Origin of the sequence: Aromatoleum buckelii (assembly GCF_012910785.2) — a bacterium.
Taxonomy (GTDB): domain Bacteria; phylum Pseudomonadota; class Gammaproteobacteria; order Burkholderiales; family Rhodocyclaceae; genus Aromatoleum; species Aromatoleum buckelii.
Window position 1 is genome coordinate 291,501 of the sequence record NZ_WTVH02000001.1, and the last position, 15,021, is coordinate 306,521.

General features: G+C 63.9%; 11 protein-coding genes. 4 read left to right on the forward strand and 7 right to left on the reverse strand.

Translation table 11 applies throughout. The features are described from left to right. Positions 1-250 precede the first annotated feature (250 nt). Positions 251-895: a rhomboid family intramembrane serine protease gene (locus GO608_RS01380; RefSeq protein ID WP_169200541.1), complete on the forward strand. Its 645-nt coding sequence runs from the start codon at positions 251-253 to the stop codon at positions 893-895. 133 nt (positions 896-1,028) lie between these two features. Here the strand turns inward: GO608_RS01380 and pdxR are convergent, their stop codons facing one another. Beyond that, positions 1,029-2,435, reverse strand: coding sequence for a MocR-like pyridoxine biosynthesis transcription factor PdxR (gene pdxR / locus GO608_RS01385; protein WP_169200542.1), 1,407 nt, complete (start codon positions 2,433-2,435; stop codon positions 1,029-1,031). Positions 2,436-2,544: 109 nt separating this feature from the next. Between pdxR and GO608_RS01390 the strand changes: the two genes are divergently transcribed. From GO608_RS01390 to GO608_RS01400, 3 genes are all read left to right on the forward strand, one after another. After that, positions 2,545-3,006 carry a carboxymuconolactone decarboxylase family protein gene (locus tag GO608_RS01390; protein ID WP_169200543.1) on the forward strand — a complete coding sequence of 154 codons (462 nt, stop codon included), beginning with the start codon at positions 2,545-2,547 and terminating at the stop codon, positions 3,004-3,006. A 65-nt stretch (positions 3,007-3,071) separates the two neighbouring features. Next, positions 3,072-3,512, forward strand: coding sequence for a carboxymuconolactone decarboxylase family protein (locus GO608_RS01395; RefSeq protein WP_011239640.1), 441 nt, complete (start codon positions 3,072-3,074; stop codon positions 3,510-3,512). Between the two features lie 273 nt (positions 3,513-3,785). Next, complete coding sequence (locus GO608_RS01400; RefSeq protein ID WP_247002681.1) at positions 3,786-4,817, forward strand: IS630-like element ISAzo33 family transposase; 1,032 nt, start codon at positions 3,786-3,788, stop codon at positions 4,815-4,817. A 20-nt stretch (positions 4,818-4,837) separates the two neighbouring features. Here the strand turns inward: GO608_RS01400 and GO608_RS01405 are convergent, their stop codons facing one another. From GO608_RS01405 to GO608_RS01430, 6 genes are all read right to left on the reverse strand, one after another. Then, positions 4,838-5,254 (reverse strand): cupin domain-containing protein, encoded by a 417-nt coding sequence (locus GO608_RS01405; RefSeq protein WP_169200363.1) that lies wholly within the window; start codon positions 5,252-5,254, stop codon positions 4,838-4,840. A gap of 487 nt (positions 5,255-5,741) precedes the next feature. Continuing rightward, a complete protein-coding gene (locus GO608_RS01410) occupies positions 5,742-7,643 on the reverse strand; it encodes a sigma-54-dependent Fis family transcriptional regulator (RefSeq protein WP_169200364.1) in 1,902 nt (633 codons plus the stop codon). 172 nt (positions 7,644-7,815) lie between these two features. After that, positions 7,816-9,276 carry a benzaldehyde dehydrogenase gene (locus tag GO608_RS01415; RefSeq protein ID WP_169200365.1) on the reverse strand — a complete coding sequence of 487 codons (1,461 nt, stop codon included), beginning with the start codon at positions 9,274-9,276 and terminating at the stop codon, positions 7,816-7,818. Positions 9,277-9,296: 20 nt separating this feature from the next. Continuing rightward, positions 9,297-10,859 (reverse strand): FAD-dependent oxidoreductase, encoded by a 1,563-nt coding sequence (locus GO608_RS01420; protein ID WP_169200366.1) that lies wholly within the window; start codon positions 10,857-10,859, stop codon positions 9,297-9,299. Positions 10,860-10,878: 19 nt separating this feature from the next. Next, positions 10,879-11,469 carry a twin-arginine translocation signal domain-containing protein gene (locus GO608_RS01425; RefSeq protein ID WP_169200367.1) on the reverse strand — a complete coding sequence of 197 codons (591 nt, stop codon included), beginning with the start codon at positions 11,467-11,469 and terminating at the stop codon, positions 10,879-10,881. Between the two features lie 123 nt (positions 11,470-11,592). After that, complete coding sequence (locus GO608_RS01430) at positions 11,593-13,593, reverse strand: alkyl/aryl-sulfatase (RefSeq protein WP_211159614.1); 2,001 nt, start codon at positions 13,591-13,593, stop codon at positions 11,593-11,595. Positions 13,594-15,021: the final 1,428 nt, after the last annotated feature.

A 15,021-nucleotide genomic window follows, 5' to 3' on the forward strand; every position in this document is an offset into this window, starting at 1 on the left:
CGGTCACGTTGCGCGAACGTTCACCGATCGGGGCTGGACGGATGGGCCGGACATATCGTCTCCTTGCTGGTAGCGGTTCGCATCCCCGGCTTCAGGGCATCGGCCGCGCCCCGACGTTTCCTGAGAATCATAGGTCGGGGCGCCCTCGGCCGCACTGGCCGGCTACGCGGCCCACCCAAGTCGCGAGCGAGCCTAGAATGAAGCAAGACGCGCACATAGCGGGCCGAAGTCGGCCGATGCGGCAAGGACGATGGACGTAGACATTCCCGACCCGGCGTACACGAGTTCCGAGCGCGCCCGCGCGAGCTTCCGCCTTGCGTTCAGGATCGCGCTCTGCCTGGTCGCTTTCCTGTGGCTGGTCCAGGCGGTGAACACGGCGCTCGACCTGGGCCTCGAGCGGTTCGGCGTGCGCCCCCGCGAGTTGAGCGGACTGCCCGGCATCGTACTGGCGCCGCTGCTGCACGGCAGCTTCGGCCACCTGATCGCCAACACGGCGCCGCTGCTGGTGTTGCTTACGGCGATGCTGCACCTCTATCCGGGCTCGGCCGTCCGGGCACTCCCGGCGATCTTCCTCGGCCCCGGCGCCGCAGTGTGGCTGCTCGGCCGCGCATCGGTCCACGTCGGTGCGAGCGGGGTGGTCTACGGCCTGGTTGCCCACATTTTCCTGGCCGGCGTGATTCGGCGCGATCGGCGCGCGATCGCCGCGTCCCTGCTCGTGTACTTTCTCTACGGCAGTCTGGCCTGGGGAGTCCTACCAATTCAGCAGGGGCTGTCGTGGGAAACTCACCTGGCAGGTGGCCTGATCGGCGCGCTGTCAGCGATAGCGTTGCGGCGTCTCGATATCCCGCCTCGCCGCCGCTATGCCTGGGAGGACGAAGAAGGCGAGCGCGATTGATCCATTGCATGGCGCGACGAAAACCGGCCGCCCGAGCGTGAAGCGCCCCGCGAGCGTCCCTTGCGCTCATTTCTGCCGCCGCGCCGCCGCGATGGATCGCCCCCACTCGCATCCACGGCAACACGACGTTGCGTCAGGAGAACGTCTGGATGAGTTGACGTAGACGATCGCAGGCGGCGGGGAGATGAGCTTCGGGTGTGGTGGCAACACCGAGAAGAAGCCCCGGGCGTTGAATTCCGGCGGGACTGAACCACGCAGACAGTGGAGACGGCGCCAACCCGAAGGCCAGTGCTTCTCGGGCGATAACGCTGTCGCGCGCCCCTTCGGGTAGCCATAGCAGTACGCCGAGGCCTGCCGGACGGGCGAGATATCCCATGGACTGCACCATTGCAAGGAGCGCATTGCTGCGACCGGCATATACGCGCTTCATGCGACGCAGATGCCGCATGTAGTGCCCGTCGCGCATGAACTCCGCCGTTGCCCACTGCACCGCGGGACCGGGAGCGGGAGCGAGACACAGGGCCGCTTCGGCAAACCGCGGACCCAGCGCAGGAGGCACGACGACGAAGCCGAGCCGCAGCGTGGGACTGATCGTCTTGCTGAACGAGCCGATGTGGACCACACGTCCGCTGCTGTCCAGTGATGCCAGCGCGGGGGCCGCCCGGCGCTTCAGCTGGAGCTCACCGAGATAGTCGTCCTCGATGATCCACGCGTCGGCGCGCGTCGCCCATTCGATTAGTTGCACACGCCGAGCGAGCGACAGAGGAACTCCGCTTGGAGCCTGTTGGCCTGGCGTCACCAGTGCCAAGGCAGCATCGGGCGCATGCTGCATGCCGTAAGCAACGTCGATCCCCTCATCGTCAACGGGGATCGGGACCGGGGCGAGCCGAGCGATTTCAAGCGCTTTGCGGCTGGGAGGAAAACCGGGATTCTCCACCCAGGCGGATCGCCCTTCCGGCTGGAGGACCCTGAGCGCGACGCCGAGTGCGCCGGAAAAACCCGCCGTGATGAAGATCTGGGACGGACGGCATTCGATACCCCGCGAAAGTGCCAGATGCGCCGCAATCTCGCGTCTGAGCTCAGGCTCGCCGCGCGGGTCCGGATAAATGAGCGGAGCGGCGACTTCGGCACGGGCGGCCTGGGCGCGCAATCGGGCGAAGAGCGCGACCGGAAAGCTGTCCGAGGCGGGCACGCCGTTTTGGAACACGGATGTTCCGCTAAGGAAGTCCTGGTACAGCTGCGGCAACGCATCCGCCGTCCTGGACGAGTCCGGCGCTGCGCGCTTCGCCGGACGGTCCGCCACCCGAGTGCCGCCGGAACGCGACGAGACGATGAGCTGCTTATCCGCCAATCGCTCGTAAGCCGTCTTGACGGTGCCGCGTGCGACACCCAGTTGTGCGGCGAGATCCAGCCACGAGGGCAGTCGTGCTCCGGGCGCGAGCACTCCGCTGTCGATCGCTGCCGTGACGCCGATGCGGATCTGTTCGGCCAGGGAGGCCGCGGCCGTTCGATCGAGCTTGAGATCGAGGATCTTCGCCATGCTACATGGTACATCCTGAATATACTTTTTTGGTTCTTTTTAATGAACCTCGGCGACTACATACTCCTGTCCACACGATCCTGTGCTCCTGAGAAATAGGTTTTTTGAAATGAGTGAAAGACTGGATTACACGCGAACCTCGCCCGCTGGCGTGAAAGCCTTCGGCAGCGTCTACGGCTACGTCATGCAATCCGGGCTCGATGACGTGCTGGTCGACCTGGTCTATCTGCGCGTGAGCCAGATCAATGGATGTGCCTATTGCCTGGACATGCACACTCGCGACCTCGTCAAGAAAGGGGTGAAGGTCGAGAAGTTGGCGCTCGTGCAGGTGTGGCAGGAGGCCGGGGAACTGTTCAGCGATCGCGAACGGGCAGCCCTGGCGTGGGCGGAAACGGTGACCCGGGTGGCGCAGACCGGCGTTCCGGATGCCGAGTTCGAAGCCGCCAGGCGCATCTTCAACGAGAAGGAACTGGCCGACCTGACGATGGCCATCGGCTTGATGAACGCCTACAACCGCCTCGCGATCAGCTTCCGTCGCACACCAGAAGCGGTGTTTGCAGCCAAGTCCTGAAAAGGATTCGAATTTTTTCTACCCGACGACGGCAGTTCGCGTCGCTTCAATTACAGGTTGAACACATGGAACAGCGATTCGACATCACCAAACTTATCCCCGAGGGCTATAAAACCATGTACGCGCTGCACACCTACGTGCAGGGCGCCGGTCTCGATCTCGGCCTGCTCGAACTGGTGCGCCTACGCGTGTCGCAGACGAACGGTTGCGGCTTCTGCGTCGCCATGCATATTCCGCTCGCGCGAAAGTACGGCATCACCGAACATCAGATCAATCTTGTCGCCACCTGGAAGGAATCGCCGGTCTTCAGTGTTCGCGAGCGGGCGGCACTGGCTTGGGCCGATGCGGTGACAGCACTTGCCGGACAGGAGGTGCCGGATACGGTCTATGAACAAGTGAAGGCCGAGTTCAGCCCCGAGGAGATTGCCAACCTCACGCTGTGCATTGGTGAGATCAACACCTGGAATCGCCTCATGATTGCGTCGCGCACGCCGCCAGCGCTGTAAGGACGGCGTCGCTCGATCGTTTCAGAAAGGATTCGCAGTGAGTGCGACCAGACTACCGTTCTTCGAATCCAGCCCTCGCGGCGACAAGGCGAAGAGCAGCGAGTTCGGGTTCCCCCTGCTGTCGGCGATCACGGCACCGGTCGGGTGTGGGCTCAGGGCTCGACCTCGGCCCACAATTTCACTATGCCGGCGGCGCCCAAGACCTGGGACCACCTGATCAAGTTGGTTACTAACTTTCCCGAAAGTAATGCCATATAGGCGATAATATGCGGCATGAAATGCAAGCGAACTTCCGACGGCCGCGCCCACGATCATCACACCTTGCAGGTGATGCGGCAGCAGGCCATCAAAGCGGTGCGTGAGGGGCAGACCGTGCAGAGCGTCGCCGCCTCGTTCGGCGTGAATCCTCGCAGCGTCTTCCGCTGGCTGGCCGACTTCGCCAACGGCGGCCAGAACGCCCTGCTCGCCAAGCCGATCCCGGGACGTCCGCCCAGGCTCAGCGCCGAGGAGATGGCCTGGCTCGCCCGCGCGGTCCGCGACCACACCCCGCAGCAGTTCAAGTTCGAGTTCGGGCTGTGGACGCTGACGCTGATCCGTCACCTGATCAATCGTCAGCTCAAGAAGGAACTGTCGGTTTCCTCGGTCCACCGGCTCATGAAGATCCTGGGCTTCAGCGCCCAGAAACCGCTCTATCAGGCCTGGCAGCAGGATCCCGTGCTGGTGCGGACCTGGGAGACCGAGACCTATCCCGCCATTCGCGCCGAAGCGCGTGCGACGGGCGCAACGATCTACTTTGCCGACGAGTCGGGCATCCGTTCCGACTACCATACCGGCACCCCCTGGGCGCCGCAGGGCCAGACGCCGGTGGTGACGGCCACCGGCCGGCGCTTTTCGCTGAACATGATCTCGGCGGTGAGCGCGCAGGGCGAGTTTCGGTTCATGCTGCATGAAGGCTCGGTCGGTGCGAAGGTCTTTCTGGAGTTCCTCAAGCGCTTGATGATCGGCGCTCAGAAGCCGGTGTTCGTCATCGTCGATGGTCATCCGATCCACAAGGCAAAGTTGATCAAGACCTATGTCGACAGCCTCGGCGGCCGGCTGAAGCTGTTCTACCTGCCGCCGTATTCGCCGCACCTGAACCCGGACGAAACGGTCTGGGCGCATGTGAAGCGCAAGGTTTCGCGCCAGGGGGTCGAGAGCAAGGAGGACATGAAGCGCCTCGCACTCGGGGCCCTGCGCAGCATTCAGAAACTCCCCGAGCTCGTGAAGTCATTCTTCCGGCAACCAGAGTGTCAATACGCTCTATAGTGACACTACTTATTGAAAAGTTAGTACTTGAACGTTGTCAGTTCTTTGTCGTCGGTATCCACTACAAAGATTGCAAGCAGCTTTGCGGGTTCGGTTTTGCTCGCGTTGCGGCTCACTGGATGACTGGCGCCCGGCGGCTCCGACCAACTCTGCCCAGCCTTGTAGATACGGCTCTCGCCGTTGTTGACCTTCGACTCGATCGAGCCGGACACGACATAGGCGTAGATGAATGCGGACTTGGCGTGAACGTGCGGAAGTGATGTCCCGCCCGGTGGGTAATCAACCTCCACAGCCACCAGCGACTTGCCAGGGATGTTGGGAATACCTTGCTCGAAGTTGGGCGTGATCTTGTCGCCGGGCCCATCCGCCAAGGAGGGAGCGGCCCACGCAAGCAGTGCGGCGGAACCCAGCGCATTGATCGTGATACGGAAGTTCATGTCAGGGTTACTCCTGTTTGAGAAGCGATTGCACAGGTATTGTGCCTAGTGCTCGGTGCAAAGTCGTGAACCAGAAGAGCTCTCAATTGATGCACCACGCATGTCTTCCCGGCTTCCAATCGCGATCAAGCAAGCGTCACAAACCTCCATGAATGGGCAAATTCGACCAATAATAAACGACCACTGAGCAGGATGTGCCGCGGGCGATGGGCTGATTGGTGGATTCTGCTCGATCCGTGAGCGAGCACTCGTAGCATGTCGTCCTCATTTCGATCTTTTTCGACGAGGGCGTGCTGCGGCTCCTGCAACGTCTGAAGCTGGCACCGGCACTGTTTTGCGGAATGGCTGCTTCGGAAAACCGCGACGGACAGGTAAGGGTCGCTATGTAGACCTCTGCATAGCGACCCAAAGCTGTCCTTGGGGGGGCTTGCGAAAGCGATGCGCGAGCGAATCACTCCTATCCCCCGCGTCGGTTCCGGCGGCGCTGTCACTGAACTGATCGCGACACGGCCTCAGTTGTGGCCCGTTTGCGCAGCCTGCGGTAGAGCGTGGCGCGACTGATGCCCAGCATCTTGGCGGCCATGCGGACGTCTCCATTGGTGGCCTGCAAGCTGCGGGTGATGGCGTCCTCCTCGAGTGTTAGCAGCAACCCACCCATGGGACTGCAGCCTGGCAAAGCGTCGGGCGCTGAGAATTCGGGGAAGTGCGCCGGCAACAGTGCGTCGTCAGGGTCGGCCATTGCATCGGCATAGCAAAGCGCGTGTTTCAGTTCGCGCGTGTTGCCGAACCAGGGATGGGACAGTAGCAGTTGCATGGAGTCACTCGACAACTGCCTAGAGCCGTTGCCAATACCCGTTAGTAGGGCGTGTATCAGTGCCCGTAAGTCGCTCCGCTCACGCAACGGTGGCAACCGCAAGGAGAATCCGTTGATGCGGTAATAGAGATCGGCGCGGAAGCGACCTTCCCGGACTGCGCGTGGGATGTCCTGATGAGTGGCACAAATCAGTTGGCAATCCACTTTGCGGTTGGTCACGCTGCCAAGTCGACTAACCTCACGTGTTTCCAGTACACGCAGCAACCGCGCCTGCAGGTGCAGCGGCATGTCGCCGATCTCGTCAAGAAAGAGCGTCCCCCCGTCGGCCTGCTCGATCTTGCCGGGCATGCCACCGCGCCGGGCGCCGGTGTAAGCGCCCTCGACGTGGCCGAAAAGCTCGCTTTCGATCAGAGTTTCCGGGATGGCCGCACAGTTGAGCGCCACAAGCGGACCGTCGCCATAGCGACTACGGGCATGCAGGGTTTGCGCCACCATTTCCTTTCCGCTGCCGGTTTCGCCCAGCACAAGCAGCGGCAGGCCGTTGGCGAGTGCGCGACAGCCGGCGTCGAGCCGGACGCTGATCGCCGGGTCGCCGAACTCCAGTGAGCCGGTAACTGGAGCCGCGTGCGAAGTCGGCCGGGTCACCGGGGTGGGGCGTGCGGGCGGATCGGCGAGCGTGGCGTAGAGCTGCAGGCCGGAGCGCAGCCGTAGCGGCAGCGCCTCGGCGCCACGGAGAAAGGCCGCCGCACAGTCGCCGAAACGGCCGTCGACCAGATCCTCGAAACGGCTCGCGGCGGACAGGGCGTCGGCACCGATGAAGCGCCGTGCGGGCTCGTTGACTGCGAGAAGTTCGCCCTCGGCGCCGAAGGCGACCAATAGCGTCAGTTCCCCCACCGTCGGCGCCGGATGCCAGCCGAGCGCGAGGGTGAGTGCGGCGGGCAGGGCGCGGAAGAGCTCGCGTTCGATGGCTTGCGCGGACTGGTGAACCAGCGCGAGCGCACCGGGATCGGCCAGCGGCGAATCGCGGGTGATATCGATCACGCCGGCGAGGGTGCCGTCGGGCGCGATGATCGGCGCGGCCGCGCAGTGGAAGCCGCGGATGGCCGAGAAGAAGTGCTCGGGCCCGAACACCCGTACCGGGCGGCGCTCGGTCAATGCGCACGACATCGCCGACGTGCCGATCGCATACTCGGAAAGATCGACCCCTGGCCGGAAGGCGAGCCGCATCGGGTGCGGACGTTGGTCAATGGCTCCCGCCACGGACAGGGCGTACCCCCGGTGGTCCGTCATCAGTACCGCATAGCCTGCGCCGGAAACAGCGCGCGCCAGCCGCTCCAGCGGTTCGCGCGCAGCGCGAAGCAAGTCGTTGCTGCGATCGCGCAACTGGCGCAGCTGCGCGTGGCCAACTGGCTGGAACTCGACTGCTTCGCGCTCCCTGCGGTCGGCCGCCGTACAGCGCGTCCATGAGCGGAAGATCGCATCGTCGATCAGATCGCTCGGGCTGAGGCCGTGCTCGAAATAGGCCCGTCGGGCAGCGACGGCGCTTTCCAGGGACGGAATCGGTGTGGCGTTCATAGCGGGCAGCTGAGGGGCCGACGCCTCGCCGCCGGGCGGCGGCGAGGCGTCGGCCGCTATTACCAAAGCCCTATTTATACGCGGATAAGCCATGTCATGGTACCGTCCGTGATGGTGCACCGCACCAACGCCCGCCCGCCTGCGACCGAAGATGCGGCTGCAGGGCGCCGTGTCAGAAGGGATACTGGATCCCGCGATCCATGACGCTAACCCACTGGGTCTGGCAGAATTCCTCGAAGCTGGCCGGGCCACCGAAGCGGCTGCCGTTGCCCGATATGCCCATGCCGCCGAAAGGCACCTGGAATTCATTGTTCACGGTCTGGTCGTTGATGTGGACCATGCCGGCCTTGAGCCGGGCCGCCAGCGCCAGCGCGCGTGATATCGACGCGCTATGCACCGCGGCGGACAAGCCGTAGTCGGAGCTGTTGACCAGCGCCACCGCCTCTTCGTCCGTGTCGAACACCGTGATCGGCGCAACCGGCCCGAAGATCTCTTCGTCCCATGCGGGCATCTCTGGGGTCACGTCGGCGAGCACGGTGGCCGGGTAGAAGCGGCCGTCGCGCTTGCCGCCGGCGAGGACGCGGGCGCCCTGTGCCACCGAGCGCTCCACCACCTCGGCGACACGCGTTGCCTGGCGGTCGTTGATGAGCGGGCCGAGGTGAACCGGGCCGGTAGCGGGGTTGCCGACCACCAGCGCTTCCGCGCGCGCGGCCAGCAGGTCCGCGTAGCGTCCGGCAATCTTGCGGTGGACGATGTGGCGGCCGGCCTGCATGCAGATCTGGCCCTGGTGGAGGAAGGCGCCCCAGGCGGCGCAGGAGGCGGCGGATTCGAGGTCGGCGTCGTCGAGGATCACCATGGCGTTGTTGCCGCCGAGCTCCAGCGCCACCTTCTTCAGCATGCGCCCGCAGGTCTCGCCGATCTGGCGGCCGACGGCAGTGGAGCCGGTGAAGGAGATCATTTTCACCGCCGGATGGCGCACCAGGGCGTCGCCGGTGGCGGGGCCGCCGGGCAGCACGTGGAGCACGCCCTTGGGCAGTCCGGCGTCCTCGAACAGCTCGGCGAGCAGCAGGCCGCCGCAGATCGCGCTCTGCACGTCGGGCTTGAGAATGACTGCATTGCCCATGGCGAGGGCCGGCAGCACCGAGCGCAGGCCGAGCAGGATGGGGAAGTTCCACGGCGCGATGACGCCGACCACGCCGATCGGCACCCGCTGCCAGTAGTTGCGCCGGCCGGGCATGGAGGAGGGGAAGATCTCGCCGATCGCCTGCATGGGCATCGCCGCCGCCATGTGGGCCTGCTCGACGGTGGCGGCCAGTTCCCATTCGGCCTTGGGCGGAATCGACCCGCATTCGCGGATGTTCCACTGGTTGATCTCGCCGGCGCGCGCTTCCAGCAACTGGGCGACCTTGCGCAGCACGGCGGCGCGGCGGTCAAAGGGCAGTGCGGCCCAGGCGGACTGGGCCTCGGTTGCGAGGCGGGCCGCTTGGGCGACGTCCTCGGCACTGGCAGTGGCGAGCATTGTCAGGGTGTCGCCGGTAGCGGGTTCGATGACCGGCACTGCGTCGCCGCGTCCGGCTGCCCATTCGCCGAAGAAGATGCGCTGCTGCCAGCGGGGGGAAGTGTCCTGGTTCATGGTCGTTTGTCCTCGCTGGCTCAGGCTTGCGGAGCATTGATCTGGTCGGCGATGTAGTGCGCGAGCGCATACACCGTTTCCGAAGGGTTGTAGCCGATGGACGTTGGCAACAGGCTGGCGTCTACGACGTAGAGCCTGCGCACGTCGTGGGTTTCGCCCTTCGGGTTCACCACCGTCCGCGCCGGATCGGCGCCCATGCGGCAGGTGCCCTGCGGATGAAACGAGGTGTAGCGATAGCGTGAGGGCTCGTTTCTCAGCCCGTCTATCACCCGGTGGATCTCGGCTGGGCCCTCGATGGCCAGCGCGTGCGAGGTCGGCAAGTGGATGCGCTTCGCGCCGGCGGCGAACAGCACCCGGGCGTTGGTCTTGAGGCCGGCCTTCATCGATTCGAAGTCGGCGTCGTCGACCGTGTACCGGATGGCCTTCGCGCCGTCCGTCCAGCCCACCTCGCCGACATTCTTGTCATGGATCAGGGTGATCAGGCGGATGGTATTGCGGTAGCGGCTCATGTACGAGACATAGGGCTTACCGGTGCCGGGCTCGACCTGGAAGCTCGCCTCCACCGGATCCTGCACCGCGTTCAGCAGCAGGTAGCCGCCTTCTTCCGGCAGCGTGTATTTGTCGACGTAGAGCGAATGGGTGGCGCCGTGGAAGTCGTCCACCGGCTTGTCGAACTCGGCGGTGAGCGACATCGTCGGGTGGCAGGCGAAATTCTTGCCGACCTGGCCGCTGCTGTTCGCGAGCCCGCTCTTCAACAGCAGCAGCGGGGTCTGTACCGGCCCGGCGGCGAGCACCACGATGGGGGCATCGATGCGCAGATCCGCCTTCTTGCGCCCGGTCGCCGGGTCGACGACTTCGGCCTCCACGCCCCGGGCATTCCCCTCGTCCGCCAGCACTTTGGTGACACGGGTATCGGCAAAAAGCTGGGCCCCCTTTGCGACCGCCCAAGGGAGGTAGGTCACCAGCATCGACTGCTTGCGATCCGACACGCAACCCGCGAAGCAGAAGCCGGTGAGACCGCATTCCTTGATGTTGCGCTTGGCGATGCCGGGTGGGATGCCGAGCTTTTTCAGCCCCGCATTGATCAGCTCGGCGCCGGGGCTGGTTTCGTGGGGGGCATTCTGGCGAATATGCAGATTGGCCTCGACCTTGTCGAAATAGGGCGCCATCACTTCTGGAGTGAGATTGGTGAGCCCGAACTCCTGCGCCCACTGCTGGAGGTAGTAGTCCGGCGTACGGAAACAGAGTGCGGCGTTTACCACCGTGGAGCCGCCGACGCAGGCACCCTGAAGGATGCTGATGTCGCCTTCGGTGTTGGACTGGCCCCCGTGGTCCTGGTACAGCGTGCCCATGGCGATGGCCAGCATTTCGGTGAATTTCTCCGAGGGCACGTAGGGGCCGGCTTCGAGCACCACCACCGTCTTGCCCTTGGCGGCGAGTTCGTAGGCGGCGATGGCGCCGCCCGCGCCCGAGCCGACGATCACCGCGTCGGCCGCCAGGTGGATGCTAGGCTGCTTGACGTCGGCCGCTTGGGTGAGCTTGAGGCCGTGGCGTGGGACCTGCGCGATCATTTTCTGGGTCATGTGCGTTCTCTCCCGGGGATCACTTGGGCATTGGAGCGTTGCCGAGGGACTTCAGGCCCCACTTCCTGGTGACCGGGCCGTCGTAGCCGAGGGGCACCCAGGTTGGGGGATTGGCCCAGTAGGCCAGGCCCACCAGCTTCTTCAGCCCCATCGCCAGTGCGCGGTGCGGCGCCTCCGGCGCGTTCGCCCACTCGTCGCAGAAGCGCGCCGCGGCGGCGTCGTCGAGTTCGGTGAAGCGCTTGCCGTAGCGTGGAATGGGGCCCTCATCGAAATACTTCACACCCCCCTTGAGGCCTTCCAGGAGGTGGGGCGGCATGGTGGCCAGCAGCGCCGCGTCCAGTGTCTGCATCACTGGCACCTGGGTGGTGGGCACCAGCCGGCTTCCTTCGGTGGGCAGCATCACCGCGAGCAGCCGGGCGAACACCGCATGCTCGGACTCGGTCATGACGTGCACGCCCTCGGGCAGGGCGGCGAGGGCGGCGTTCGCTACGCCCAGGCTGCCGAGCGTGGCTGCGCTCGTCACTGCGGCGCCGAAACGGATGAAGTCGCGGCGGGTCATTCGCCCGATCTGCGCGAGCGCTTCGTGGACCTTGCGGTTAAGGTCTGACATCTTCGTCTCCTGTCGTTGTTGGGCTTGGTCCGGCGCCGAAGCGACGCGGGCGCTGCCACGACTTGCTTTTGTAATGTGTCGCTTGGAGCGGTAGGCGTCGAGCTCGCCTGCCGCGCCCGGTGGTTAAGGCTCGATCATGTCGAAGCCCGGGGTGCCGGTATCGAAAAGCTTGGTGAAGGCGACAAACTTCCCTTCATTGCCTGTGACCTTGATGCGTGCCGAGCGAAGGGCTTCGTCGAAGGTCGTCTTGCGCATCATCAGGTCGTCCAGCACGCCGCGATTGAGCGCGACGGTAGCGTCGGGCGTACCCTGAGAACCGCCGGGAAGGTAAGTGAGCGTGGCGTTTTCGACGTTGACCACGTACGACTCCCCGCTGTCCTCGAATTTCCACTGCAGCACCATCTTTTCCTTGTCGGCTCGGCTCGGGTCGAGATTGACGCCGAGATAGTCGAAGTAGAGGGATGTCGGCATCGCGGCAATGAGGTCCGGGCTGACGATCCTGGCTCCGGAACCGGCCTTCACGCCGTTGCGCAACTCGTATGCGCCCTGAAGGTATGCATTGCGCCAGATCGCCGATTCGCTCTGATAGCCGAGTTGCTCGAATGCTCGGGCCTGCAGTTCGCGAGCTTCGCGATTGTCCGGGTTGGCGAACACGACGTGCTTCGTCACCTCTGCAACCCAACGGTAATTGCCCGCTTCGAGGTCCTTCTTGGCCTGGGCGATCACATTGCCCTCGCCCCCCATGTAGGCTACGAACTTCGCGGCGCTTTCCGCCGGAGGCAGCGGATTCAGGCTCGCGGGATTGCCGTCGTACCACCCGAGATAGAGTTGATACTGCGCCTTTGCATTGTGGCTCACGGTTCCGTAATAGCCGCGGGTCCACCAGCTTTGGGCTAACGTGGGCGGCAGTTCCAATTGCGCCGAGATCTCGTTCGGCGTGTAGCCCTTGTTCATCAGTCGCACGGACTGGTCGTGGATGAACTTGTACAGGTCTCTTTGCTGGGAGAGGTAGCTCTTCACCTTTTCCGTGCCCCATTTCGGCCAATGGTGCTGGGCGAATACGAGTTCTGCTTGAGGGAATTCGTGCATCATCTCAGCGATATAGCGGGACCATTCCGCGCCGCTGCGCACCGATGCCCCCCGGATCGCGTAGAGGTTATGGAGCAGCGGCGTCACGATTTCCGCGGTGTTGAGAGCCTTGAACTGCGGAAAGTACATGACCATTTCCGACGGCGCCTCCGCATGGAGCGTCAGCAGGAATTCGATTTCGATGCCGTCAACAGTGATCTTCTGTCGCCGTTCGCTGATCTCGATCGTGGGCGGCACGACCGTCACGGTTCCGGTGGAAATCGTCTGGCCCAAGCCCCCGTCTACGCGGCCCTTGGCACCGACCGGTACGGCCGTACCGAACTGGTACTGAATTCGTCGGTTCATTGCGGGGCCGGCAATGACGTTCTCGGCAACCAGGGTCTCCATGAACCCCTTCGGGGCGATGACCTGGGTCTGCCCCCCTGCGACCGAGGCCCGGTCGACAACGCCTCTGGCGCCTCCGAAGTGATCCACGTGGTTATGACTGTAGATGAAGCCGACGATCGGCTTCTGCGGACGGTGCTCGAAATATAGCTTCAGCGCGTTCTTCGCGGTTTCCTCGGACATGAGGGCGTCGATCACGATGATTCCCGTATCGCCTTCGATGATCGACACGTTCGCCAGGTCCGCGCCGCGGACCTGATAGATCCTGTCGGCGACCTTGAACAGGCCCGTGATGCCGTTCAGTTGGGACTGCCGCCAAAGGCTGGGATTTACGGTGGGAGGCGAATCCGGCGATTCGATAAAGCCGAAGGCACCGGGGTTCCAAGCCCTTCTTCCATCGGCGGTCTTCACCTCGCTCTGGGGCAGGCCGGCGATTCTCCCGCGGGCGGCGTCTTCGTAGTCCGAACGATCAGAAAACGGAAGCTGACTGAGTGTCTTGCTATTGACCGATACGGTATGAGGGGTGGCTTCCAGCGGTTCGCTCGCTACCGCACGGGGCGGCGTGATCAAACTCCCTGATGCGCAAACTACGATTGCAGCTGTTACGCAAAGTGAGCGACGAAGGGTGTTGGCCATGGTTATCTTCAGCACGTTTTGTCTCCTTAGCCCGCCGATGGGGGCTCGTATCCTTTATTTCCTTTCGGGGATTCGCCGCACAACAATAATGTCGCTACCGTGCGCCAATCGGTAGCCTCAGGACGCGCGAACGCAACTTGGCAGAGCGGCTGTTCCGTTCCGTTTCTGGTTTGCTTGACGGTTACCAGAAGGCTCCTCCCTGTCGAAGTGGAGCAGGCCGCCCCATGATTTACCGTTCTGCAGGGCCTTCAATTCGTTGTAGCGAGTGGCTGATGTCTCCTCACTTTTCGTGTTGTCGTTACGGAACCGGGCTTCTTGGTCCTAGCTCCGTTATGCAAGGGGCGCGCCAACTAATTGATTCCGCCCTGGCACGCGATATTCCTTTAAGAACAAACGACTGAGCACTCTTCCGAATTAGGTCGCGAAGATCCTGCGTCTCGTGGTGAGACAAGGCAGGCGCAAATTGAGACCAACGTGAGAGCGTGAATCGATTAGGTGGACGATCCGAGGTCGGAGGCTTCCTTGAGGATCAGCCCCGCGATATTCATCCGGGTCGCGTGCGCAGCATACCGCGGGCCCATGCCGGATGACCGCTAACGAGCGCTGGCCCTCGGTGGCGGCTTTTGGCCGGAAGTGTGATTCTGAGGGGGCACCGTAAACTTGACGTTGGCAAGCCGCCGAACGGTATGCTGACCGGCAGTTCAAGCCGGCGATGCGACGAGGGCAGTAGGTTGGCGAACGTCAGCTACTCTTGTGAAGTTGCCAACCGACTGCGCAGTCCGGGTCGGGGACGAAGGGCGGGGCGCTCAGTTGTCGGAACCAGGGCACCCCTCGATCCGGAGGGCCTTATTGCCGATGAGTGGCTGGACGATTGCCGGATGGGCGCGAAACGTATGCCATGCGCCGGGCCACGGTGATGTAGACGATGTCCGCGCTTTACCGGTAGGGCAGGCAGGGATGGCCGCCCTAGCGCCGCCGTCGTTCTCATCGGAACCCCTATGACAGCGGCCATCAACGGCTAGCTTGCGGAAGTCCGCCGCCAGCAGATCAGGCATGCACCGCGATTTGAGCAGACTTATCCACAGCTAGCCTGGGACAGCTCTGTGGATAAGGTGTGCGCAACCCTTGCCTGCGGCGCGGCTGCAGGCCGGGACGGCACTGCCTAAGTGTGGGGCGAAGCACGTTCACAGGTAGCCCCGGCCGTGGCACGCGGAGCAGGGCTGGTCCTCCCACGTCGACTCCATCCCCCGGCCGTTGCACGCCCGGCAAACGTCGTCGTGTGAGCCCTGCTCACGCGCGCAGCCGCCGCAGACCCGGCAAGGCCGCTCGATGTTCGTCTTGTTTTCGCGGGCGCCGCGACAGTACGGGCAGGGACGTTCATCTTCGAACATCGGGAGTCTCCCGGGTCAGAATGTGTTGTTGAGACTCGAAAGAACCTGGGGT